The 22,191-nt window shown below is 71.1% G+C and carries 22 protein-coding genes; 17 read left to right on the forward strand and 5 right to left on the reverse strand.

What is annotated here, in order from left to right; translation table 11 throughout:
- Positions 1-102 precede the first annotated feature (102 nt).
- Positions 103-1,896 (forward strand): AsmA-like C-terminal region-containing protein, encoded by a 1,794-nt coding sequence (locus tag ASF39_RS00670; protein ID WP_210168648.1) that lies wholly within the window; start codon positions 103-105, stop codon positions 1,894-1,896.
- On the opposite strand, the gene ASF39_RS00675 is transcribed toward ASF39_RS00670, so the two are convergent.
- Genes ASF39_RS00675 through ASF39_RS00690 form a run of 4 tightly spaced genes read right to left on the reverse strand, consistent with a single transcriptional unit; the run spans position 1,884 to position 5,347 of the window.
- Positions 1,884-2,669 (reverse strand): ABC transporter permease subunit, encoded by a 786-nt coding sequence (locus ASF39_RS00675; RefSeq protein ID WP_056280310.1) that lies wholly within the window; start codon positions 2,667-2,669, stop codon positions 1,884-1,886. The genes ASF39_RS00670 and ASF39_RS00675 overlap by 13 nt on opposite strands.
- Positions 2,666-3,571, reverse strand: a complete 906-nt coding sequence (locus tag ASF39_RS00680; RefSeq protein WP_056280314.1) for an ABC transporter permease subunit — start codon at positions 3,569-3,571, stop codon at positions 2,666-2,668. The genes ASF39_RS00675 and ASF39_RS00680 overlap by 4 nt, the downstream gene beginning before the upstream one ends.
- Positions 3,568-4,635 carry an ABC transporter ATP-binding protein gene (locus ASF39_RS00685; RefSeq protein WP_244472251.1) on the reverse strand — a complete coding sequence of 356 codons (1,068 nt, stop codon included), beginning with the start codon at positions 4,633-4,635 and terminating at the stop codon, positions 3,568-3,570. The genes ASF39_RS00680 and ASF39_RS00685 overlap by 4 nt, the downstream gene beginning before the upstream one ends.
- 19 nt (positions 4,636-4,654) lie before the next feature.
- The gene (locus tag ASF39_RS00690; protein WP_055881017.1) at positions 4,655-5,347 is read right to left on the reverse strand and encodes a Crp/Fnr family transcriptional regulator; all 693 of its coding nucleotides are present in this window, start codon (positions 5,345-5,347) and stop codon (positions 4,655-4,657) included.
- Positions 5,348-5,659: 312 nt separating this feature from the next.
- Between ASF39_RS00690 and ASF39_RS00695 the strand changes: the two genes are divergently transcribed.
- The 6 genes from ASF39_RS00695 (at position 5,660) to ASF39_RS00720 (ending at position 12,132) form a co-directional block, all read left to right on the forward strand.
- Positions 5,660-6,229 carry a BA14K family protein gene (locus tag ASF39_RS00695; protein WP_082494322.1) on the forward strand — a complete coding sequence of 190 codons (570 nt, stop codon included), beginning with the start codon at positions 5,660-5,662 and terminating at the stop codon, positions 6,227-6,229.
- Positions 6,230-6,357: 128 nt separating this feature from the next.
- A complete protein-coding gene (locus ASF39_RS00700; RefSeq protein WP_056280324.1) occupies positions 6,358-8,229 on the forward strand; it encodes an ABC-F family ATP-binding cassette domain-containing protein in 1,872 nt (623 codons plus the stop codon).
- Positions 8,230-8,480: 251 nt separating this feature from the next.
- On the forward strand, positions 8,481-9,491 hold the full coding sequence (locus tag ASF39_RS00705) for an alpha/beta fold hydrolase (RefSeq protein ID WP_056280327.1): 1,011 nt from the start codon (positions 8,481-8,483) through the stop codon (positions 9,489-9,491).
- Positions 9,492-9,571: 80 nt separating this feature from the next.
- Entirely contained in the window at positions 9,572-10,006 is a 435-nt protein-coding gene (locus ASF39_RS00710) for a heme-binding protein (RefSeq protein WP_055878941.1), read from the forward strand.
- A 13-nt stretch (positions 10,007-10,019) separates the two neighbouring features.
- Positions 10,020-11,618, forward strand: coding sequence for a peptide ABC transporter substrate-binding protein (locus ASF39_RS00715; RefSeq protein WP_056280330.1), 1,599 nt, complete (start codon positions 10,020-10,022; stop codon positions 11,616-11,618).
- Positions 11,619-11,835: 217 nt separating this feature from the next.
- On the forward strand, positions 11,836-12,132 hold the full coding sequence (locus ASF39_RS00720; protein ID WP_055878948.1) for a hypothetical protein: 297 nt from the start codon (positions 11,836-11,838) through the stop codon (positions 12,130-12,132).
- A gap of 62 nt (positions 12,133-12,194) precedes the next feature.
- Here ASF39_RS00720 and ASF39_RS00725 read toward each other — a convergent pair whose 3' ends face one another.
- A complete protein-coding gene (locus tag ASF39_RS00725; protein WP_055878952.1) occupies positions 12,195-12,569 on the reverse strand; it encodes a PH domain-containing protein in 375 nt (124 codons plus the stop codon).
- Positions 12,570-12,676: 107 nt separating this feature from the next.
- On the opposite strand from ASF39_RS00725, the gene ASF39_RS00730 reads away from it, so the two are divergent.
- The 10 genes from ASF39_RS00730 to pyrH all read left to right on the forward strand — a co-directional run bounded on the left by ASF39_RS00730 (position 12,677) and on the right by pyrH (position 22,165).
- Positions 12,677-13,423, forward strand: coding sequence for a pyridoxine 5'-phosphate synthase (locus ASF39_RS00730; RefSeq protein WP_056280335.1), 747 nt, complete (start codon positions 12,677-12,679; stop codon positions 13,421-13,423).
- Positions 13,420-13,848 (forward strand): holo-ACP synthase, encoded by a 429-nt coding sequence (gene acpS / locus ASF39_RS00735; RefSeq protein ID WP_056280338.1) that lies wholly within the window; start codon positions 13,420-13,422, stop codon positions 13,846-13,848. The genes ASF39_RS00730 and acpS overlap by 4 nt, the downstream gene beginning before the upstream one ends.
- 153 nt (positions 13,849-14,001) lie before the next feature.
- Positions 14,002-14,802: a signal peptidase I gene (gene lepB, locus ASF39_RS00740; protein ID WP_055878963.1), complete on the forward strand. Its 801-nt coding sequence runs from the start codon at positions 14,002-14,004 to the stop codon at positions 14,800-14,802.
- 13 nt (positions 14,803-14,815) lie between these two features.
- Complete coding sequence (gene rnc, locus ASF39_RS00745; RefSeq protein WP_156648246.1) at positions 14,816-15,622, forward strand: ribonuclease III; 807 nt, start codon at positions 14,816-14,818, stop codon at positions 15,620-15,622.
- A complete protein-coding gene (era, locus tag ASF39_RS00750) occupies positions 15,615-16,628 on the forward strand; it encodes a GTPase Era (RefSeq protein ID WP_055878966.1) in 1,014 nt (337 codons plus the stop codon). Before rnc ends, era begins: the two co-directional genes overlap by 8 nt.
- 355 nt (positions 16,629-16,983) lie before the next feature.
- A complete protein-coding gene (locus tag ASF39_RS00755; protein WP_156648248.1) occupies positions 16,984-17,910 on the forward strand; it encodes a class I SAM-dependent methyltransferase in 927 nt (308 codons plus the stop codon).
- Positions 17,911-17,926: 16 nt separating this feature from the next.
- The gene (locus ASF39_RS00760) at positions 17,927-18,685 is read left to right on the forward strand and encodes a pseudouridine synthase (protein WP_056280343.1); all 759 of its coding nucleotides are present in this window, start codon (positions 17,927-17,929) and stop codon (positions 18,683-18,685) included.
- Between the two features lie 251 nt (positions 18,686-18,936).
- On the forward strand, positions 18,937-20,004 hold the full coding sequence (locus ASF39_RS00765; protein WP_055878972.1) for a 30S ribosomal protein S2: 1,068 nt from the start codon (positions 18,937-18,939) through the stop codon (positions 20,002-20,004).
- A gap of 128 nt (positions 20,005-20,132) precedes the next feature.
- Positions 20,133-21,053 (forward strand): translation elongation factor Ts, encoded by a 921-nt coding sequence (tsf, locus tag ASF39_RS00770; protein WP_055878976.1) that lies wholly within the window; start codon positions 20,133-20,135, stop codon positions 21,051-21,053.
- 389 nt (positions 21,054-21,442) lie between these two features.
- Positions 21,443-22,165: a UMP kinase gene (gene pyrH, locus ASF39_RS00775; RefSeq protein WP_055878979.1), complete on the forward strand. Its 723-nt coding sequence runs from the start codon at positions 21,443-21,445 to the stop codon at positions 22,163-22,165.
- Positions 22,166-22,191: the final 26 nt, after the last annotated feature.

The following is a 22,191-nucleotide window of genomic DNA, read 5'->3' on the forward strand; positions in this document are numbered from 1 at the left end:
GAGCTTACCGAGCCCGTCCGCACGCGGACCGGGACCGGTGCGCGCGTCCTCGCGGTCGCAGCCCTCGGCGCCGGTGTGGTCGCGGCCTGCCTGCCCTGGAGCGTGACCTCCCCTCGCCTGCTCGCGATGGTCGCCGACGATCTGGCGCGGTCCTACGGCATCGCGCTGACGGCCGACGGCCCCACCGAGATCGCGCTCCTCCCGTTTCCGCGCCTCAACGTCTCCGGCACGCGCCTGACCGCCGGCGGTCCGGACGGGGCGATCCTGGCCGAGGGCGGCCAGTTGAGCCTCCAGCTCAGCCTCGTCGCCCTGGCCATGGGGCGCATCGACCTCGACGCGGTCTCCCTCGACGGCGCCGCCGTGACCCTGCCCCTGTCGGAGACGGACGACCGCTGGCGCGGTCCGATGGAGAGGATTGTCCGGCGTTTCGGCAGCGACGCGGAGTCCCGCCCCCTTCGGCTCGGCCTGACCCGCGCCACGGTGACGGTGCGCGATCCACGCGACGGCGCGATCCAGACGGTGAGCGACGTGACCTTGGGCCTCACCTCGCCGTTTTGGGGAACCCGCGCCGAGATCGTCGCCCGCGGCATCTGGCGGGAGCGGGACGCCCAGCTGCGCCTGTCGGGCCTCGACCTGCCGGCCCTGCTCGATGGACGTGTCAGCCGCTTTGCCGCGACCGCGTCCTGGCCCGCCGCCACCTTTGACGCGAAGGGCAGCGTCGTCCTGGGCGCGCGTTACGCCGTCTCGGGCCACCTGCGGCTCGCCAGCCAGTCCCTGCCGGAAATGCTGGATTGGAGCGGCGTCACGGTCGCCCTCGCTCCCCTCCTCGATGCGTTGGTCGTCGAGAGCGATTTCACCACCGAAGCCGGAACGCTGATCCTGCCGCGCCTGCGGGTGGAGATGGGTGGAAACCGCCTCGAGGGCGCCGGGTCGCTCGCGCTTGCCGGGGGGCGTCCCGCGATCCAGGCGACCCTCGCCGCCGAGACCCTCAACATCGCGCCGCTGGTGCGCGATCTCGCCACCGCCTTCGGCATCGAGGGCGATGCCCGGCCCGCCTCGGAGTGGACGGGGCGCTCCCTGTCGCTGGCTGCGGCGACGATGGGCGACCTCGACCTGAGGCTCTCGGCCGCCGAGACGCGGGTCGGGCCGCTCCTGGTGGAGGACGTCGCCGCCGGTCTCATCGTCCGCTCCGGCAACGTCGAGGCGTCGCTCGGGCGCGCCAATCTCCAGGGTGGCACGCTCAAGGGCCGCGTCGTGCTCGGCGATGCGGGGGAAGACCGGGGCACGGAGGTGAAGGCCCAGGGCGCGTTCGAGGGGGTCGATCTCGGCGCGCTCCTCACCGCCTTCGGCGAGGAGCGGTGGCTCGTCGGCCCCGCCAAGGGCAGCTTCGCCATGGACAGCCGCGCGGCGACGATGGGCGACCTCGTGGCCAATGCCAACGGCCGCGCGGGCCTCGCCGTCGAGGGCGGGACGATCAGCGGGCTCGATCTCGGCGCCCTCCTGCAGCGCCCGGCGGACGCGGCGGCCGGATCGCCGCAGCAGCGGATCGGGCGCACCGATTTCTCCAGCGCCGCCGTCACCCTGCGCTTCAAGGACGGACAGGGCACCGTCACGCAGGGCCGGCTGGCCGCGCCGACCGTCGCCGCCTCCCTCGCCGGGACGATCTCGCTCGACCGGCGCCACCTCGACATCCGGGCGGGATTGTCGCCGGCCGAGACCGAGGTTCCACTCCGGCAGTTCGGGATCACCGGCCCCTGGGACGCCATCGTCGTGCGCGCGCTGCTCGCCGATGCGTCCGAGGCCGGCCCGCGCGGGCTGGCGGTCATGAAACCCGACCTCCTGCGGTTGCCGGCCAAGGCCGCCCTTCCGGCCACCGCCCGCTCTTATGCGCCCTGACCGGGACGCGCATCGCGTCCCATCAGCCGGCTGGCGGTGAGCGCGACCACCGTCACCACCCCGATCAGCAGCGTCGAGGCCGCGTTGATCTCCGGGTTTACCCCGAGGCGGATCTGGCTGTAGAGCCGCATCGGCAGGGTCGTCGCCCCCGGTCCCGAGACGAAGCTCGCCACGACGAGGTCGTCCAGCGACAGCGTGAAGGCGAGGAGGAAGCCCGCCGTGAGGGCCGGGGCCGCCAGCGGCAGCGTCACCGTGAGGAACACCCTGACCGGACCGGCGCCGAGATCCCGCGCCGCCTCCTCCAGGGACGGATCGAGGCCCTTCAGCCGGGCGCCGACCACGACCGCGACGAAGCCGGTGGCGAGGGTCGCATGGGCGATGACGATGGTGGCGATGCCCCGGTCGAGCCCGAGCCCGACGAACAGGAGCAGCAGCGCCAGACCCGCGATCACCTCCGGCATCACCATCGGGGCATGGACGAGGCCGGTGAAGAGCGCGCGGCCGGGGAAGCGGCCGCTGCGCGTCAGGGCGAGGGCGGCCAGGGTGCCCATGACGGTCGCGATCAGGGCGGAGGCGAGCGCCACGCGCAGGGACACCAGGGCGGCCGCCATGAGCGGCCCGTCGGACAGGAGGACCCCGTACCACCGCGTCGAGAACCCGCCCCACACGGTCACCAGCGCCGAGGCGTTGAAGGAATAGACCACCAGCACCGCGATGGGCGCGTAGAGGAAGGCAAAGCCCAGAATCAACGCGCCTTTGGAGATAGCGCTCATCGCGCCGCCTCGCCGCGCCGGGTCTCCGCCTCGCGAAACACGACGATGGGTCCGACCACGATGACGAGGAGCAGGATCGCCACCGCCGAGGCCAGCGGCCAGTCGCGGTTGGAGAAGAACTCGCTCCACAGGACCCGCCCGAGCATGAGCGTGTCCGACCCGCCGAGCAGGTCGGGGACGATGAACTCGCCCACCATCGGGATGAAGCACAGGAGTGCCCCGGCCACGAGCCCGTGGCGGGCGAGCGGCAGCGTCACCGTCCAGAACACCCGCGTCGGCGAGGCCCCGAGATCGGCGGCGGCCTCCCGCAGGCGCGGATCGGCCTTGGCCATCACAGCGTAGAGCGGCAGCACCAGGAACGGCAGGTAGGCGTAGGTCAGCCCGACCAGCACCGCCGCCTGCGTCCCCAGGATCTCCAGCGGCCGGTCGACGAGCCCGAGGCGCATGAGGCCGGCGCTCAGGAGCCCCTCGGGCTTCAGGATCGCGATCCAGGCGTAGATGCGGATGAGGAAGCTCGTCCAGAACGGCACGATCACCAGGGCGACGAGGACCGGCTGAACCTTCGCCGGAGCACGCGCCATGGCATGGGCGATGGGCGTGCCGACGAGGGCGAGGATCAGCGTGGCCACCGCCGCCAGGGACAGCGACGACAGGGCGGCATCGCGGTAGAGGCTGTCGTTGGCCAAAGTCTCGTAGTTGGCGAAATCGAGGGCCTCGAGGAAATGGGCCCAGCCCTGGGGTCCGGTGCTCCAATCGAGCACGGGCAGGTAGGGCGGCTGCGCGGTGGCCGGCTCCGACAGGCTGATCTTGAGGGTGATCAGGACGGGCAGCAGGAAGAACGCGCCGAGCCACAGGAACGGCAGCACCGGCAGCAACCGGAGGAGGCGCGGCCGCGGCGTCATGGCGGCAATATCGCGGCGGCGCGCGGATCGATGTCCACGGCCACCGTGTCCCCGGGGACGAACGCGGATGCCGCCGGGCGCATCACGCGGATGAGGGTGCCGTCCGACAGCCGCACGCCGTAGCGGATGCGGTCGCCGAGGTAGGTCCGGTCCGCCACCGTCCCGGACAGGCGCGTCGCCGGATCGGCTTGGGCCAAATCGATCCGCTCCGGACGAAGGGCCACGACGACGGCCTCGCCCTCGGCCCAGGCCCGGTCCGAGGTCGCGACGTCGAAGGGCCCGAAGCCGGCCTCGACGCGGTGAGCGCCCTCCCCCCTGCCGGCGATGCGCCCGTCGACGAGGTTCACGTCGCCCAGGAGCGCGGCGACGAAGCGGTCCGCCGGCCGTTCGTAGAGGTCCGCCGGCGTCCCGATCTGCACGAGGCGGCCGCCGCGCATCACCCCGATGCGGTCGGCCATGGTCATGGCCTCGCCGGCATCGTGGGTGACGACGACGAAACTCGTGCCGAGCCGGCGCTGCAGCGCGCGCAACTCCCCTTGCGTCTCCTCGCGCAAGGCGCGGTCGAGGGCGCCGAGGGGCTCGTCGAGGAGCAGGACCCTGGGTTCGCGGGCGAGCGCACGGGCCAGGGCCACCCGCTGGCGCTGGCCGCCCGAGAGGGTCTCGGGCAGGCGCGCCTCGAAGCCCTCGAGGCGCACGAGGCGCAGGAGCGTGGCGATCCGCTCGGCGATGGCGCCGCGCCCGAACCCGAGGCCTTTCAGCCCGTAGCCGACGTTGCGGCCGACGCTGAGGTGGGGAAACAGGACATAGGACTGGAACATCATGTTCACCGGCCGCCGGTGCGCCGGTAGGGCGGCAAGGTCGTCTGCGCCCAGGTGGATCGTGCCGGAGGTCGGCGCCTCGAAGCCGGCGACGAGGCGCAGCAACGTGCTCTTGCCGCAGCCCGAGGGGCCGAGCAGGCACACGAACTCGCCGGGCGCCAGATCGAGGGAGACGTCGTCCACCGCCGTGAAGGCGCCGAACCGCTTCGTCAGGCCGGCGATGCGCAACAGGGTCGGGGTCGGCACGGTCACGGGCCCCGGCCGATCAGGAATCCTCGCGCAACGCCTCGGCGACGCGGGCCTCCAGCAGGTCGGGCCTGCGGATCACGAGGGCGCCGCGGGTGCGGTCGATGAGCCCGTCGGCGGCCATGACCGTGAACTCGCGGGTCACCTGCTCGCGACGGCACCCGATGCGGGCGGCGAGCACGTGATGGTAGGGCGGCGGCGTGACCACGCGGGCGCCGTCGCTGCCCGCGCGCGGCACCGAGAGGCGCAGCAATTCGGCATAGAGGCGGTGGCGCAGGTCGAGGAGCGCGTGCTCCATCAGCCGGGTGTTCAGTTCGCGCACGCGCTTGGCCAGCAGCCGGAACAGGCGGTCGGCGATCGGCTCGGAAGCGAACACCATCTGCCGGAAGACCGGGGCCGGGACCACGCAGACCTCGCCGCGGGTGAGCGCGGTGACGTTGGCCGAGCGGCCGATGCCGTCGAGCGCGGCCAACTCGCCGAAGAAGGCACCGCCGCGCATCTCGCCGAGGATGACTTCCTTGCCGGACTGCGACCGGTTGAGGATTCGCACCTCGCCGGCGATGATGAAATAGACGTCGGTGGAGACATCGTCGTAGTCGACCAGAACCTCGTTCTCGTCGAACTTGCGCCAATGACAACGGGTCTCGTAGGCCGACAGTTCGATCCCCGGCTCCTTGAAGAACGGGATCCCGGTCAGCCGCCCTGCACTCACGTCGTCCACCTTCCGTTGCCGGACCGATCGTTAAGCCCTCGCCCGGGCGGGTCAAGCCGGATGGGCACCGGGCCGGCGGATAGAGGTGGATGCCGTCGGGACGACGCGACGACCCCTCGGACCGAACCGACCCGCACCGCCGCGCCCGTGTCGATCTTTCCGCGATGAGGCGATGAACACCGGCCGGCCGAGCGCGTTGAGTTCCATCGCCCCAAAAGTAGATCCCTGCTCCGGGCCTCTTTTCGAGAAATGGAATTCGCCATGGTCAAGGTTATTCTTCCGTCGCTCATCGCGGGAGGTCTTGCCTCCGCCATGCTCCTGACCGCACCCGCGCCGGCTTCGGCGGCCGAAGTCTCCGCACGGCCGACCTTCGATGCCCTGCAGCGCAGCGGCGCGCCGACCGGATACATGCAGTTTCGCGGTGGACGCGGTGGCTTTGCCGGCGGCGGCATCGGCGGTGGCCGGGGCTTCGGCGGCGGACGCGGATTTGGAGGAGGACGCGGATTCGCGGGCGGCCGCGGCTTCGCGGGACGCGGCTTCGGCGGCGGTGGCTATCGCCGTGGCGGGATCGGCGGCGGCGCCGTGATCGGCGGTCTCGCCGCGGGCGCATTGCTCGGCGGTGCGATCGCCAGCCAGTCGGGTGGCGGCTACTACGGCTACGGCGGACAGCCGGGATACGGCTACGGATACGGGGCACAGCCCGGTTACGGATACGGCTATCAGGTCCAGCCGGGCTATGGGTACGGGGTGCAACCGGTCTACGAGGTGCAATCCGAGGATCCGCGCAATACGGTCGCCTATTGCGTCCAGCGTTTCCGCTCCTACGACCGGGCCTCCGGCACCTATCTCGGCAATGACGGCCTGCGTCACGCCTGTCCCTAGAGCGAATCGATCCGGTCCGGAGGGGTCCCGCGCGCTGCGGGGCCCACCGGGCCGGGCCCACGATCCTGCCGGGGGTCTCGAACTTCGGCGGGCTTGCCTCGCACGGGCCGCCACCGCACAAGCGCGCCATGCTGCGCGTCAACGACCTCACCTATCGCATCGGCGAGCGCCTGATCCTCGACGGCGCCACCTTCTCGATCCCCGACCGGGCTCGCGTCGGGCTCGTGGGCCGCAACGGCGCCGGCAAAACCACCCTGTTCAGGGCGATCCTGGGAGAACTGCCCACCGAGGGCGGCACCGTCTCGATGCCCAAGGGCATGCGCATCGGCGCCGTGGCCCAGGAGGCGCCGGCCGGGCCCGAGACGCTCCATTCCGTCGTCCTCGCGGCCGATACCGAGCGCACCCGCCTGATGGCGGAGGCCGAGCACGCCGACGGCCTGCGCCGCGCCGAGATCGAGACCCGCCTCGTGGACATCGAGGCGCATTCGGCCCCCGCCCGCGCCGCCGCCATCCTGCACGGCCTCGGCTTCGACGCCGTCGCGCAGGGCCGGCCGTGCGCGGATTTCTCCGGCGGCTGGCGGATGCGCGTGGCGCTGGCCGCGGTGCTGTTCTCCGAGCCCGACCTGCTGCTACTCGACGAGCCGACCAACTACCTCGACATCGAGGGCACGATCTGGCTCTACGACTACCTGGAGCGCTATCCGCGCACCGCCGTCATCATCAGCCACGACCGCGATCTGCTCGACGAGTGCGTCGACCACATCCTCCACCTCGACCGCGGCAAGCTCGCCATCTACCGCGGCGGCTACACCTCCTTCGCGCGGCAGGTGGCCGAGAAGAGGGTGCTGCAGGCCAAGGCCAAGGTGAAGCAGGACGCCGAGCGCGCCCATCTCCAGAGCTTCGTCGACCGCTTCAAGGCCAAGGCGACCAAGGCCCGCCAGGCCCAGTCCCGCGTCAAGCGCCTCGCCAAGATGGAGATCATCGCCTCGGTGATCGAGGACGACGTGCCCGTCTTCCGCTTGCCGAGCCCGGAGCGGCCGCTCTCGCCCCCCATTGTGGCGATGGAGCGGGTGCAGGCGGGCTACGCCGACCGCATCGTGCTCTCGGGCCTCAACCTGTCGCTGGCCCCCGACGACCGGGTCGCCCTGCTCGGCGCCAACGGCAACGGCAAGTCGACCTTCTGCAAGCTCATCGGCGGGCGCATGGCTCCCTTGAGCGGCGAGATGAAGCGGTCCTCGAAGATGGAGGTCGCCTATTTCGCCCAGCACCAGCTCGACGAGCTGCGCCCGGCCGAGAGCGCCTACGCCCATGTCCGCGACCTGATGCCGGACGTGCCCGAAGCCAAGGCCCGCGCCGCGGCCGCCCGCCTCGGCTTCTCGGGACCCAAGTCCGAGACGCCGGTGTCGCAGCTCTCGGGCGGCGAGAAGGCCCGGCTCCTGATGGGGCTGGCCGCCTTCAACGGTCCGCACCTCCTCATCCTCGACGAGCCCACCAACCACCTCGACATCGAGAGCCGCCAGGCCCTGGTGGCGGCGATCAACGACTACGAGGGCGCGGTCATCCTGGTGAGCCACGACCGCTTCCTGGTGGAGGCCTGCGCCGACCGGCTCTGGCTCGTGGCCGACGGCAGCGTGAAGGCCTTCGACGGCGACATGGACGACTACCGACGCTTCGTCCTCTCCGGCCCCGAGCGCGAGGCCGATAAGGCCGCCGCCGAACCGGCCGGCGGCGCCAAGGCGCAGGAGCGCCGCTCCAACGCCGAACGCCGCAGCGCGCTCGCTCCCCTGCGCAAGAAGCTCGACGGCGTCGAGGCGCGGATGACGAAGCTCTCCGACGCGATGGCCAAGATCGACGCGGCCCTCTCCGACGGCTCGGCCTTCCAGGCCAATCCCGCCAAGGCGGCGGAACTGATGAAGATGAGGTCTGATGCCGCGGTGGCCCTCGAAGCCGCGGAGGAGGAATGGCTCGGCCTGAGCGCGGAGATCGAAGGCGAGGGGTGATGGCTCGCCGGCTCGTGCCGTCGGCGTGTTCGAGCCGAACGCGATCCCCTCCCCGTTGCGGCGATCGGCAGGGGTCGGTTGCGCCTGGCGCGATACGGGCTCACCCCGCCACCCCCACCTCCAACTGATCCCCGCAAGCGGAGAAGAGCCGCGCCGCACACTCCAGTGGCGATCGTCCCGCAGGGGGCTGCGCGGCAACATTCCGCCCCCACCCACGTTGCCGGTGCTGACCATTCCTCCGGGACGACACCATGACGACACCACGCCGCCGGACCCTGTCGAAGCGACGCCTCGGTATCGGGCTCGCCCTCGCCCCCCTGGTCGCGGCCGGCGGATGGATCGCCTACAGCCACCTCGCGCTCGACCGTGCCGTGGCCCTGCCGCCGGCCCTGCCGGGTCCGCGCGACGAGATCGACAGCCCCGCCGGCCGCCTGAGCTACTACCGCACAGACGAGACGGCGGGCGTGCCGCTTCTCCTGGTCCACTCGATCAACGCCGCCGCCAACGCCTACGAGGTCCGCCCGCTCTACGTGCACTACCGGACGCGCCGGCCGGTCTACGCGATCGACCTGCCGGGGTTCGGGTTCTCGGAGCGCAGCGACCGCACCTACACGCCAAGGCTGATGACCGATGCGATCCATGCCATGGTCGAGGCGATCCGCGCCCGCCACGGCGGGGGTGCGGTCGACGCCGTGGCGCTATCGCTCTCGGCCGAATACCTCGCCCGCGCCGCCGTCGAGCGGCCGCAGGACTACCGCAGCCTCGGCCTGATCAGCCCGACCGGCTTCGACGCCCGGTTGTCGGGCTCGGGGCCGGACCAATCCACCCGCGGCAGCGACACCGCCCGCTCGATCGTCGCGCAGCCGCTCTGGGGCCGGCCCCTCTACGACCTCCTCGTGAGCCGGCCGAGCATGCGCTTCTTCCTGGAGAAGACCTGGGGGTCGACAGACATCGACGAGGGCCTGTTCGCATACGACCAGGCCTCGGCCCACCAGCCCGGCGCCGAGCACGCCCCGTTCTCGTTCCTGTCCGGCCACCTGTTTCCCGCCGACATCACCCGGGTCTACGCCCGCCTCGAGGGGCCGGTCTGGATGGTCCACGGCACCCGGGGCGACTTCGTCGACTACCGTCACGTCGACGACGTGCGAGGCAAGCCGAACTGGACGGTAGCGGTGCTGCCCACCGGCGCGTTCCCGCATTTCGAGCGGCTTGCCGAGGTGACCGCGGCTTACGACGCCTTCCTGGCCGGGCTCGGCGGCTGAGGGCCGCTGGCTCCCGCCCCCCGGCCGTACTATTCCTCGGCGCGACCGCCGCGTGACCGGCGGTCGGCACCGGAGTCCCCATGACCGACCTCACCCTCGCCGCCGCCCAGGCCATCGTCGCCACCGCCCTCGCCACCGCCCGCGAGCGCGGCCTCAAGCCGCTGGCCGTGGCGGTCTACGACGCCCGCGGGGCGCTCAAGGCGTTTGCCGCCGAGGACGGCACATCCCTGCGCCGGGCCGAGATCGCCATGGGCAAGGCTAACGGCTGCCTGGCGCTCGGGCTCGGTGGGCGCGCCATCGCCAAGCGCGCCGAGGAACAGGCGTATTTCGTGGCCGCCGTCAGCCACCTCGTCGGCCCGGCCGCGATGGTGCCGGTGCCGGGCGGCGTGCTGATCCGCCAGGGCGACGTGCTCGTGGGTGCGGTCGGCATCTCGGGCGACACCTCCGACAACGACGAGGTCTGCGCGCTGGCTGGCATCGAGGCGGCGGGCTTTTCGGCCCAGACCGGCGCCTGACGCAGCCGGCCGGATGCCGCTCCACCGCCGCCACTGCCTGACGGGGGGCGGCGCCCTGCTGGCCGGAGCCGCGCTCGGCCAGGGAGCGGCTGCGGCGACCGCGCTCTACCGGCGCGGCAACGACGCGGACCCCGAGACCCTCGACCCGCATCGCTCCTCGACGGTGGCGGAAGCCCACATCCTGCGCGACCTGTTCGACGGGCTGCTCACCTACGACAATTACGGCGCCATCGTTCCGGGCGCGGCCACCCGCTGGAGCGTCTCCCCGGACGGCCTCACCTACACCTTCATCCTGCGCGAGGACGGGCGCTGGTCGAACGGCGACGCCGTGACCGCGGGCGACTTCGTCTTCGCCCTGCGCCGGATCATGGCCCCGGCCACCGCCGCCAAATACGCCGAGATCCTGGCGCCGATCCGCAACGCCGGCGCGGTCAACGACGGCAGCGCCCCGCCCGAGGCGCTCGGCGTCGGCGCCCCCGACGAACGCACCCTCGTCGTCACCCTGGAGCGGCCGACCCCCTACGTCCTCGAACTCCTGACCCACCAGACCGCCCTGCCGGTGCATCCGCCCTCCGTCCTGCGGTTCGGGGATGCCTTCACCAAGCCCGGCAACCTCGTCTCGAACGGCGCCTACCGCCTGTCCGAGGTCGTGCCCAACGACCGCATCACCCTGGTGCGCAACCCGCACCACCACGCCGCCGCCACCGTGGCGATTTTCGCCGTCGCCTTCGTACCGACGCCGGATCTCGCCAGCGCCGTGCGCCGCTATGCGGCCGGCGAGATCGATTCGCTGGCCGATCTGCCCGGCGACCAGATCGCCTCCCTGGAGCGTCGCTTCGGAAACCAGGTCGTGCTCGGCCCGGCGCTCGGCCTCTATGCCCTGGCGTTCAACGGCCGCAAGGCGCCCTTCGACGACGTGCGGGTACGCCGGGCCCTGTCGCTCGTCATCGACCGCGAGTTCCTGAGCGAGGTCGTCTGGGGCCGGACCATGGCCCCGGCCTATTCGCTGTGCCCGCCCGGCCTCGACAACGCGAGGCCGCCGCCGCAGCTCCCCGGTCGCGACGCCCTGCCCATCGACCGCGAGGACGAGGCCCGCGCGCTCCTGGCCGGCGCCGGGTTCGGCCCCGAGCGGCCCCTGCGCGTCGAATACCGTTTCAACACCACCGACAACAACCGTAACACCGCCATCGCCATCGCCGACATGTGGCGGGCCATCGGGGTCGAGACCCGGTTCGTCTACACCGACGCCAAGACCCATTTCGCCCACCTGCGCGACGGCGGCGACTTCGACGTGGCGCGGATGTCGTGGATCGCCGATTACTCGGACCCGCAGAACTTCCTGTTCCTGCTGCAGGCGGACAACCTCGGCTTCAACTGCGGACGCTACGCCAACCCGGCCTTCGACGACCTGATGCGGCAGGCGGCGGCCGAGCGCGACCTGGCCCGGCGCGCCGAGATCCTGGTGCGGGCCGAGGCTATCCTGCTCGACGACCTGCCCTGGATCCCGGTGATGCACACCCGCGCCAAGGCACTGATCTCGCCCCGCCTGTCCGGCCATCACCCGAACCTGCGCAACGTCGCCCCGACGCGATTCCTCACCCTGAAGGCGTGACGATCCGTTCGCGATCCGTGGAAGGAAAAAAGGGCGGCGACCATCGCCGGACGACGGGATCGTGCGTTGCGACACGCGCCTTCGGGTCAAACCTCGCCCCGCACGGACTTATGAAGAAATCGTCGTGCTGTCGCGCACCGAAGACTGATTTTTCTTGCCGCAACGTCTGGTCATGGCCGGACGCGAATGGATCCGGACCAGTCTTGAGGAGGGTGTCATGCAGGGTATCGTTCGTCGGGCCGCCATCGTCGTCGCCACCGCCGCCGTTCTGGGCGCATCGCTGATCGCGTCGTCCGCCCCCGGCCAGGCCGCGGGCTACAAGGTCAAGACCGGCTACTGGCCGGGCGCCGTGGCCGCGGGCATCGCCGGCACCGTCGTGCTCGGGGCCCTCGCCGCCTCCGCCGCACCCGCCTACGTCTCCGTCGAGGACGAAGACGATTGCTACACCGCCAAGCGCCGCTTCATCGACGCCGACGGCTACAGCGTCGTGCGCCGCGTGCGCGTCTGCGAGTAGGGCCAGACCTTCCAGAGGCTCACCGCCGCCCGTCGTCGTGGATGACGGGCGGCCTTGTCGCGTCAGCGGATCGACGAGGCGATGGCCTTCTGGATCGCCATGACGTTGGCGCCGCGCTTGAGCGTCTTCTGGATCGGGTCGACCCGGCCCGAGACCCACACCTTGAGTTCCGAATCCATGTCGAAGCTGCCGGCGGTCTCCACCGAGAACGAGGTGATCGCCCGGTAGGGCACCGTGAGGAACGAGACCTTGCGGCCGGTGATGCCCTGCTTGTCCACCAGGATCAGGCGGCGGTCGGTGAACACGATGAGGTCGCGGATCAGCTTGAACGCGATGCTCACGGTCTCGCCGTCGGTGAGCACGCCGTCGAGCTGCCGGTCGATCTCGCCCGCCGTGAGGTCGCTGCCGTGCCCGAGCAGGCCGTCGAGAAGTCCCATCCGCCGTTCCCCCTATCCCGCCGACGCCCGGCGCCCCTATCTAATGGTGGCGGCATCCGGGCTTTACCAGTCGGAACGCCGCTCCCGTGTCCGGAGCCTCAGCGACGATGCCCAGCCCTCCCTTGCGTCTCGGCGTGAACATCGACCACGTGGCCACCGTGCGCAACGCGCGCGCCGGCCACCATCCCGATCCGATCCGGGCGGCCCTCGCCGCCGTCGAGGCGGGCGCGGACGGCATCACCGCCCACCTGCGCGAGGATCGCCGCCACATCCGCGACGCCGACGTCGAGGCGCTGATGCGGGTGTTGAGCGTCCCCCTCAACTTCGAGATGGCCGCCACCGACGAGATGGTGGCCATCGCCCTGCGCCTGAGGCCGCACGCCGCCTGCCTCGTGCCGGAGAAGCGCGAGGAGCGCACCACCGAGGGCGGCCTCGACATCGTCGGCACCCGCGCGCATCTGGCGCCCCGCATCGGCGCCCTGTCGGAGGCCGGCATCCGCGTCTCGCTGTTCGTCGAGCCCGAGGAGGCGGTGATGGACATGGCCCGCCGCCTCGAAGCGCCGGTGGTCGAACTGCACACCGGGCGCTACTGCGAGGCGGTGGCCGAGGGCGATGCCGCCGGCACGGCCCGCGAACTCGCCCGCATCGCGCGGGCGGCCGAATACGGCGCGGGTCTCGGCCTCGAGGTCCATGCCGGCCACGGGCTCGCCCTCGACAGCGTCGCGCCGGTCGCCCGCCTGCCGCAGATCGCCGAGCTCAACATCGGCCACGCCCTGATCGGCGAGGCGATCTTCGTGGGCCTCGCCCGGGCGGTCGCCGACATGCGCGCGGCGATGGCGGCGGCGCGGACATGATCGTCGGGATCGGATCGGACCTGTGCGACATCCGCCGGATCGAGCGCTCGCTCGACCGCTACGGCGACCGCTTCACGCACCGCATCTTCACGGAGGGGGAGCGGCGCAAGTCGGATGCGCGGGCCGCCCGCGGCCCCTCCTACGCCCGCCGCTTCGCCGCCAAGGAAGCCTGCGCCAAGGCCCTGGGCACGGGCATGAGCGAAGGCGTGTTCTGGCGCGACATGGAGGTGGTGAACCTGCCCGGCGGCCGGCCGACCCTGCGCCTCACCGGCGGCGCGCTGACGCGGCTTGCCGCGATGATGCCTACAGGCCACGTCCCCCGCATCCACGTCTCCCTCACCGACGATCCGCCGATGGCGCAGGCCTTCGTCATCATCGAGGCCGTGCCCGACAGCGCAGGGGCGGGCCTCGGCGCTCCGGCGTAGCGGCGACGGCATCCGCGTTGCGGGCGGGCGGCGGTTGGTATACCCCCCGCTCTTCGCCGGGCGAATGGACCGCGGCTTGGGTATCGGGGACGGACGTCCCGAAGATCTGCGCGGGCGAGGATCTGCGCGGGCGAGCCGGAGACGACAGCGAAGATGGAACGTGCGCGCGTGGATCACAAGACGAAGCGTGACCTGAAGGTCGCCGAGACCGGCACCTGGGCCAGCGTCAAGGAGACGCTCAAGGTCGGCCTCCAGGCCCTGCTGATCGCCCTCGTGGTGCGCACGCTGCTGTTCCAGCCCTTCAACATCCCATCGGGTTCGCTGGTGCCGACGCTGCTGATCGGCGACTACCTGTTCGTCTCGAAATACGCCTACGGCTATTCCAAATACTCGCTGCCCTTGAGCGAATACCTCCCGTTCGAGGCCAACGGCCGGATCTGGGAGGCCGCCCCGAAGCGCGGCGACATCGCCGTGTTCAAACTGCCCAAGGACAACGCCACCGACTACATCAAGCGGGTGATCGGCCTGCCCGGCGACAAGGTGCAGATGAAGTCGGGCCTGCTCCACATCAACGACGTCCCGGTCAAGCGCGAGAAGATCGCGCCCTTCGAGACCACCGGGCCCTACGGCGAGCAGGCCAAGGCCGAGCAGTACCGCGAGACCCTGCCGGGCGGCGTCACCCACCTGGTGATCGAGCGTGACGGCGACAGCGGCTACTGGGACAACACCGAGCCCTACGTCGTACCCCAGGGCAAGTACTTCATGATGGGCGACAACCGCGACAACTCGACCGATTCGCGCGATCTCGCCAACGTCGGCTTCGTGCCCTTCGAGAACTTCGTCGGGCGCGCCGAGATGATCTTCTTCTCGATCGACGAGGGGACGCCGGCCTGGCAGATCTGGCACTGGCCGGCCAAGGTGCGCTGGAACCGCCTCTTCAGCGCCATCAACTAAGGTCATGCCCACGATGGACGAAGGCGCGCCCCTGTCCAACCGGGCGCGGCGCGCGCCGCGTCCCAGGCCGGGGCTCGACCTCCTCGAGGCCCGGATCGGCCACGTCTTCACCGACAAGACCCTGCTCGTGCGGGCCCTGACCCACGTCAGCAAGGCCGGCGGCGTCGGCCGCAGCGGCAGCTACCAGCGCCTCGAATTCCTCGGCGACCGCGTGCTCGGCCTGGCCACCGCCGACCTCCTCTACGCCGCCTTCCCCGCCGCCGACGAGGGCGACCTCTCGCGGCGCCTGGCCGGTCTGGTGCGCCGCGAGACCTGCGCGACGGTGGCGCTGGCCTGGGATGTCGGCCCGCATCTGGCGCTGGGGCCGGGAGAGGTCCAGGGTGGCGGGCGGCGCAACCAGACGATTCTCGCCGACGTCTGCGAGGCGATCCTGGGGGCGGTGTTCCTCGATGCGGGCTACGAGGCGGCGCGGGCGATCGTGACCGCGGCCTTCGCGCCGTCGCGGGAAACGTCCGCCCCGCGCGGGCGCGACGCCAAGTCGGCGCTGCAGGAGTGGGCGATGGCTCGGGGGCTCGCCATCCCCGTCTACGAGGTCGCGGCCCGCTCCGGGCCGGACCACGCCCCGCAGTTCCGCATCGCCGTGCGGGTCGACGGGATCGAGCCCGGCTTCGGCGACGGGCCGTCCAAGCGCCTCGCCGAGCAGGAGGCGGCCCGCTGCGTCCTGGCGCGAGAGGGCATCGCGCTCAACGACACGACACGAACCCCGGAGGCTCCGGACGCGTCGACCGACACCGATGAAGGACGTAGCCCCGATGCCTGACCACGACCCGGATATCGAAGACGGCGCCGACCGCGACGACGGCCCGGAAGATGCCGCCCCCGAGACGGAGGCGACCGCGCCCCGCGCAGGCACGATGCCGGGAGCCTCGCGGGACTCCCGCGCCGGCTTCGTCGCCCTGATCGGCGTACCCAACGCCGGCAAGTCGACGCTTCTCAACAGCCTCGTCGGCACCAAGGTGTCGATCGTCTCGCGCAAGGTGCAGACGACCCGCGCCCTGGTGCGCGGCATCGTGATGGAGGGCTCGGCCCAGATCATCCTCGTCGACACCCCCGGCATCTTCGCGCCCAAGCGCCGGCTCGACCGGGCGATGGTCCATTCCGCCTGGAGCGGGGCGGCCGACGCCGACGCCGTCGCGCTGCTGGTGGATGCCCGCAAGGGGATCGACGACGAGGTCGAGGCGATCCTGGCGCGCCTGCCGGACATCGGCCGCCCCAAGATCCTGATCCTCAACAAGATCGACCTGATCCTGCGCGAGACGCTGCTCGCCCTGGCGGCCGCCCTCAACGAGCGGGTGCCGTTCGCCCACACCTTCATGATCTCGGCGCTGAAGGGCGACGGCATCGCGACCCTGCGCGTGGCGCTGGCCGGCATGATGCCGTCCGGCCCCTGGCTCTACCCCGAGGACCAGGTCTCGGACGCGCCGCTGCGGATGCTCGCCTCCGAGATCACCCGCGAAAAAATCTACGACCGCCTGCACGAGGAGCTGCCCTACCGCTCCACCGTCGAGACCGACCAGTGGCAGGTGAAGCCGGACGGCTCGGTGCGGATCGAGCAGACGATCTTCGTCGAGCGCGAGAGCCAGCGCTCGATCGTCCTCGGCAAGGGCGGCCAGACCATCAAGGCGATCGGCCAGGCGGCCCGTATCGAAATCTCCGAGGTCGCCGAGACCAAGGTGCATCTCTTCCTGCACGTGAAGGTCCGCGAGAACTGGGCCGACGATCCGGCCCGCTACCGCGAGATGGGATTGGAATTTCCGCGCGGTTGAACGCCGGTTTCCCAGATCAGACAATGGCTTGCGCCGCGAGCCAAGCAGCGCTGTCCCAGTATTGCGCTGCAACGCCGGCGTCTTTCCACGAACCCGGGAAGCAAATCACCGATCCGATCGGCCTTCATAACAAAGCCGATCCGTCAATAACCTGACATTGTCCGACGCGACGATTCGGTGGGCATCAGAAATATCGTGGATGCGACCTCGTCGAACTTCCCCTCGACGCTCTCGCCGGCTACCTATCGCGGTGTCGGGATTCGAGTCCGAGTCGCGGCCGCCCCACCCATTCCCGCTTACGCCCTGAGCCTCGAGGCGCGTGCGCCGTCGCGCCGGATTCGTCATGATGTTGGCCATGTCTCCCCCCACCATGCCTCCTCCCGATGCCGTCTATGGATCGCCGCCGCCGGACCTCGCCGAGATCCCGGCTGACGCCGCCCAGGTCTCGCCGCTGATTCCCGGATCGGCCCGTCTCGAAGACCTCGCCGAGGCCAGCCTCGACCGGATCGTCGTGCTCGCGCCCCCCGGGACGCTGGAGCGGCGCTATGCGCTGTCCCTGTCGCTGCGGGCGCTGCGTCCGGGCGGACGCCTCACCGCGCTGGCTCCCAAGGACCGCGGCGGCGCGCGCCTGGGGCGCGAACTGAAGGCGTTCGGCTGCGAGCCGGCCGAGACGGCCCGCCGCCACCACCGTATCTGCGAGGTCGCCAGGCCCGAGGCCCTGGCGCCCCTCGACGCGGTGATCCGCGAAGGCGCACCGCGCCACATCGACAACCTCGCGCTCTGCACCCAGCCGGGCGTCTTCTCCTGGGACCGGCTCGACCCCGGCACGGCGCTGCTTCTCTCCACCCTGCCCGTCCTCTCCGGCAAGGGAGCCGACTTCGGCTGCGGCATCGGCGTGCTGGCCAGGGCCGTCCTCGCCTCGCCGGCCGTCACCGCGCTGACGCTCATCGACATCGACCGGCGCGCCGTGGAGATGGCACGGCGCAACGTCGCCGATCCGCGCGCCGTCATCCGCTGGGCCGACATCCGTGCGCCGGACGCGGCGCTGTCCCGCCTCGACTTCGTGGTGATGAACCCGCCCTTCCACGACGGCGGCACCGAGGACCAGATGCTGGGCCAGGTCTTCATCCGCCGGGCGGCCGAATCGCTGCGGCCGGGCGGAACCCTGTGGCTCACCGCCAACACCCACCTGCCCTACGAGGCGCCGCTCAACGCCGCCTTCAAGTCCGTGACCCTCAAGGCCTCGGCGGGGGGCTACAAGATCTACGAAGCGCGCACGTGATCCCGGCGGCATTGCGATGAGCGGCACGGCCAAGGCAGCCACCCTGCGTCTCGACCGGCTGCTGGCCAACCTCGGCTACGGTTCGCGCCGGGAGATCGGCCAGCTCGCCAAGGCGGGACTCGTCGTCCTCGACGGGGCGCCGGTCCGCGACGCCGATCGCCGTATCGCCGTGAGTGCCGACCTCAGCGCGCGGATGACCGTGGACGGCGAGGCCCTCGACCCGCCCCCAGGCCTGGCCCTGATGCTGCACAAGCCGCTCGGCGTGACGTGTTCGCACAAGGAAGCGGGACCGCTGGTCTACGGCCTGCTGCCGGAACGCTGGCGCCGGCGCGACCCGGCCCTCTCCACGGTGGGCCGCCTCGACAAGGAGACCTCCGGCTTCCTCCTGCTCACCGACGACGGCGCCCTGCTGCACCGGATCATCGCGCCCAAGTCCAACGTCGCCAAGCGATACCAGGTGACCCTGGACCGCCCGCTCAAGGGCGACGAGGCGGCGATCTTTTCGTCCGGCACCCTCATGCTGGAGGGCGAGGACAAGCCGCTCCTCCCCGTCGAGACGCAGGTCCACGACGCGACCCATGCGGCCGTGACCCTGCACGAAGGCCGCTACCATCAGGTCCGGCGCATGTTCGCGGCGGTGGGCAACCACGTGGTCGCGTTGCACCGCGACCGGATCGGCGGGCTCGCGCTGCCGGAGGATTTGGAGGCGGGGGCGTACCGGATCCTGGGCGAAGCCGAGATCCAGGCCGTCTTCGCCGGGCCTCGGCCAGCCTGACCCGTTTGCGGGCCCTGTCCTGGCCGGACGGGAAAGAAGCCTCCGTCACACGGATTGCCGGTGGCCACCGGCGCGGCGATGCCGTTGGGGTCGGGCGAGGTGTTGCCTCCCACCCTCCCCTCTGCTAAGGCCCCGCCCATTCCACACGCGGAGCCGGCCTCATGCCTGAATGAGGCGTTTCCGGTGATCGTGCCTTTCGGGGCGGGATCGCTTCCTCCGCGGCGGCATCAACCGGAAGAGAACAGAGAATCATGGCCGTCGATTTCACCATGCGTCAGCTCCTCGAAGCGGGCGCCCACTTCGGACACCAGGCCCACCGCTGGAACCCGAAGATGCAGAGCTACATCTTCGGAACCCGCAACAACATCCACATCATCGACCTCGCCCAGACCGTGCCGGCCCTCCACCAGGCCCTTCAGGCGGTGAGCGACACCGTGGCCAAGGGCGGCCGCGTGCTGTTCGTCGGCACCAAGCGCCAGGCCGCCGACACCATCGCCGAGGCCGCCAAGCGTTCGGCCCAGTACTACGTGAACTCCCGCTGGCTCGGCGGCATGCTCACCAACTGGAAGACCATCTCGGGCTCGATCCAGCGCCTGCGCAAGGTCGACGAGACCCTCGAGGGCGGGGCCCAGGGCCTCACCAAGAAAGAGCGCCTGATGCTCGCCCGCGAGAAGGACAAGCTCGAGAAGGCGCTCGGCGGCATCAAGGACATGGGCGGCGTGCCCGACCTCCTGTTCGTGATCGACACCAACAAGGAGCAGCTGGCGATCAAGGAGGCCCAGCGCCTCGGGATCCCGGTGGCGGCCATCGTCGACACCAACTGCAACCCGGACGGCATCACCTACGTCGTGCCCGCCAACGACGACGCCGGCCGCGCGATCTCGCTCTACTGCGACCTGATCGCCCGCGCCGCCATCGACGGCATCTCGCGCGGCCAGGGTTCCAGCGGCGTCGACCTCGGCGCCTCCGAGGAGCCCCTCGCCGAGGAGCTTCCGGCCAACGACGACGTGGCGCTGTCGGTGGAATCGGATTCGATCACGCAGGCCGACGTGGCCGCGCTCGTCGAATCCACCGAGCATTTCGAGCTGCTCTCGGCCCCCCGCGGCGCGCCCGACGACCTGTCGAAGCTCCACGGCGCCGGCCCGCAGATCGTGCAGAAGCTGAACGATGCCGGCATCTACCACTACTGGCAGATCGCCGCGATGACCGACGCCGAGGTCGCCAAGACCGATACCGACCTCAAGCTCAACGGCCGCATCGTCCGTGACGGCTGGGTCGACCAGGCCCGTGGCTTCGTCGAGGCCGCCGCCGCCGCGTGAGGCGCGCGACGGTCCGTCGCCGGGCCGTCATACACGGATTGGACTTTGACCGGGAAGCCCGGCGCCACCCCGGCGCCGGGCTCCTGACCTTCTGAAGACCTGCTGAACACCTGACGAGAGGACTGGCCATGGCCAACATCACCGCCGCACTGGTGAAGGAGCTGCGCGAGAAGACCGGCGCGGGCATGATGGACTGCAAGGGCGCGCTCAACGAGACCGACGGCGACATCGAAGCCGCGGTGGACTGGCTGCGCAAGAAGGGCCTCGCCAAGGCCGCCAAGAAGGCGGGCCGCGTCGCCGCCGAAGGCCTCGTCGCCGTCGAATCCTCCGGGCACCACGCCGCCATCGTCGAGGTGAACTCCGAGACCGACTTCGTCGCGCGCAACGACAGCTTCCAGGGCTTCGCCCGCGAGGCCGCCAAGCTCGCCCTCGACACCGACGGAACCCTCGAGGGACTCGAGACGGCGCATTATCCCGGCGCCACGGAGACGGTGAAGGAGACCCTCTCCAACCTCATCGCCACCATCGGCGAGAACATGACCCTGCGCCGCGTCGCCAAGCTCGACGTGCAGAAGGGCGTGATCGCCTCCTACGTCCACTCGCCCGTCAGCGCCGGCCTCGGCAAGATCGGCGTGCTGGTGGCGCTGGAGTCCGAGGGCGACGTCGAGGTGCTGTCGACGCTGGGCCGCCAGATCGCGATGCACATCGCGGCGACCAACCCGGTGGCGCTCGACGCCTCCGGCGTCGACCAGGCGACCCTGGAGCGCGAGAGCAACATCCTGCGCGAGAAGAACGCCGGCAAGCCCGACCACGTGCTCGCCAAGATCGTCGAGAGCGGCCTCAAGAGCTACTACAAGGAGGTCACCCTCCTGGAGCAGCCCTTCGTGCACGACGGCTCGAAGACCGTCAGCCAGGTGCTGAAGGAGGCCGAGGGCAAGGCCGGGTCGCCGGTCAAGCTCACCGCCTTCGTGCGCTACGCGCTCGGCGAGGGCATCGAGAAGGAAGAAGGCCCCGACTTCGCCGCCGAGGTCGCCAGCCTCTCGCGTTGAGGACGGTCCGGGCCGCGAGCCGGCCGGGGTTGTAGCAGCATCCGTGGGAGCGGCGCCTTGGCACCTCCCACGGATTTTTTCGGTCTGGAACCGGTCCGTCACGAGCTGACGACCCGCCCGCGAGCGACGTCCTCTGCGCATGGCGCGGCGACGGACGCCGAGGCTCGCCCTCGACCGTACATCGACGGGCTGCCGGGGTGGGCGTGCCTGCGCAACCTGGTGCCATGACTTCGGGGCGCCATGACATCGGGGCGCCACGACGTCCGGTCCCGTGCCCGTCATTCCCCCAATGGTGCGGCCCGGCCCTCGACGCCACGGCGTCGGGTCACGTATGTGCACGGGCGACGGCCGGACCGGCGACGCGGTCCGGCGACGGAAGAGGTTGGGTGATGCCCGAGACGACGTCCTTCCGCCGCGTGCTCGTAAAACTGTCCGGCGAGGCCCTGGCCGCTCCCGACGGCTACTGGCTGCATCCGCCGACCCTGGCCAGCCTGGCCGCGGACATCGCCCGTACCCTCGAGACCGGGGTCCAGGTCGCGCTCGTGGTGGGGGGCGGCAACATGATCCGCGGGGCGCGGATTTCCTCCGCCGGCTGGATCGACCGGGCCACCGGCGATTCGCTGGGCATGATCGCCACGGTGATGAACTCGCTGGCCCTGGAAACCGCCCTGAACGCGGCCGGCGTCACCGCCCGCACCATGTCGGCGGTGTCGATGCCCACGATCTGCGAGACCTTCGCGCGCCAGCCGGCCCTGCACCACCTCGACAAGGGCCAGGTCGTGGTCCTCGCCGGCGGCACCGGCAACCCGTATTTCACCACCGACACCGCGGCGGTGCTGCGCGCGGCGGAGCTGCGCTGCGAGGCGGTGCTCAAGGCGACGCAGGTCGACGGGGTCTATTCGGCCGATCCCAAGACCGACCCCGACGCCGTGCGCTACGACCGCCTGACCCACGACGAGGCGATCCGGCGCGACCTCAAGATCATGGATACCGCCGCCTTCGCCCTGGCGCGCGAGAGCCGCCTCTCCATCGTCGTCGGCTCGGTGCATGCGCCGAGTTCGATCCGGGCGATCCTGACGGGGGCCGCGCCGAGCACGCACGTCGTTCCCTGACCGGCACGCACCGAAGAGACGAATTC

Origin of the sequence: Methylobacterium sp. Leaf108 (assembly GCF_001423265.1) — a bacterium.
GTDB lineage: Bacteria > Pseudomonadota > Alphaproteobacteria > Rhizobiales > Beijerinckiaceae > Methylobacterium.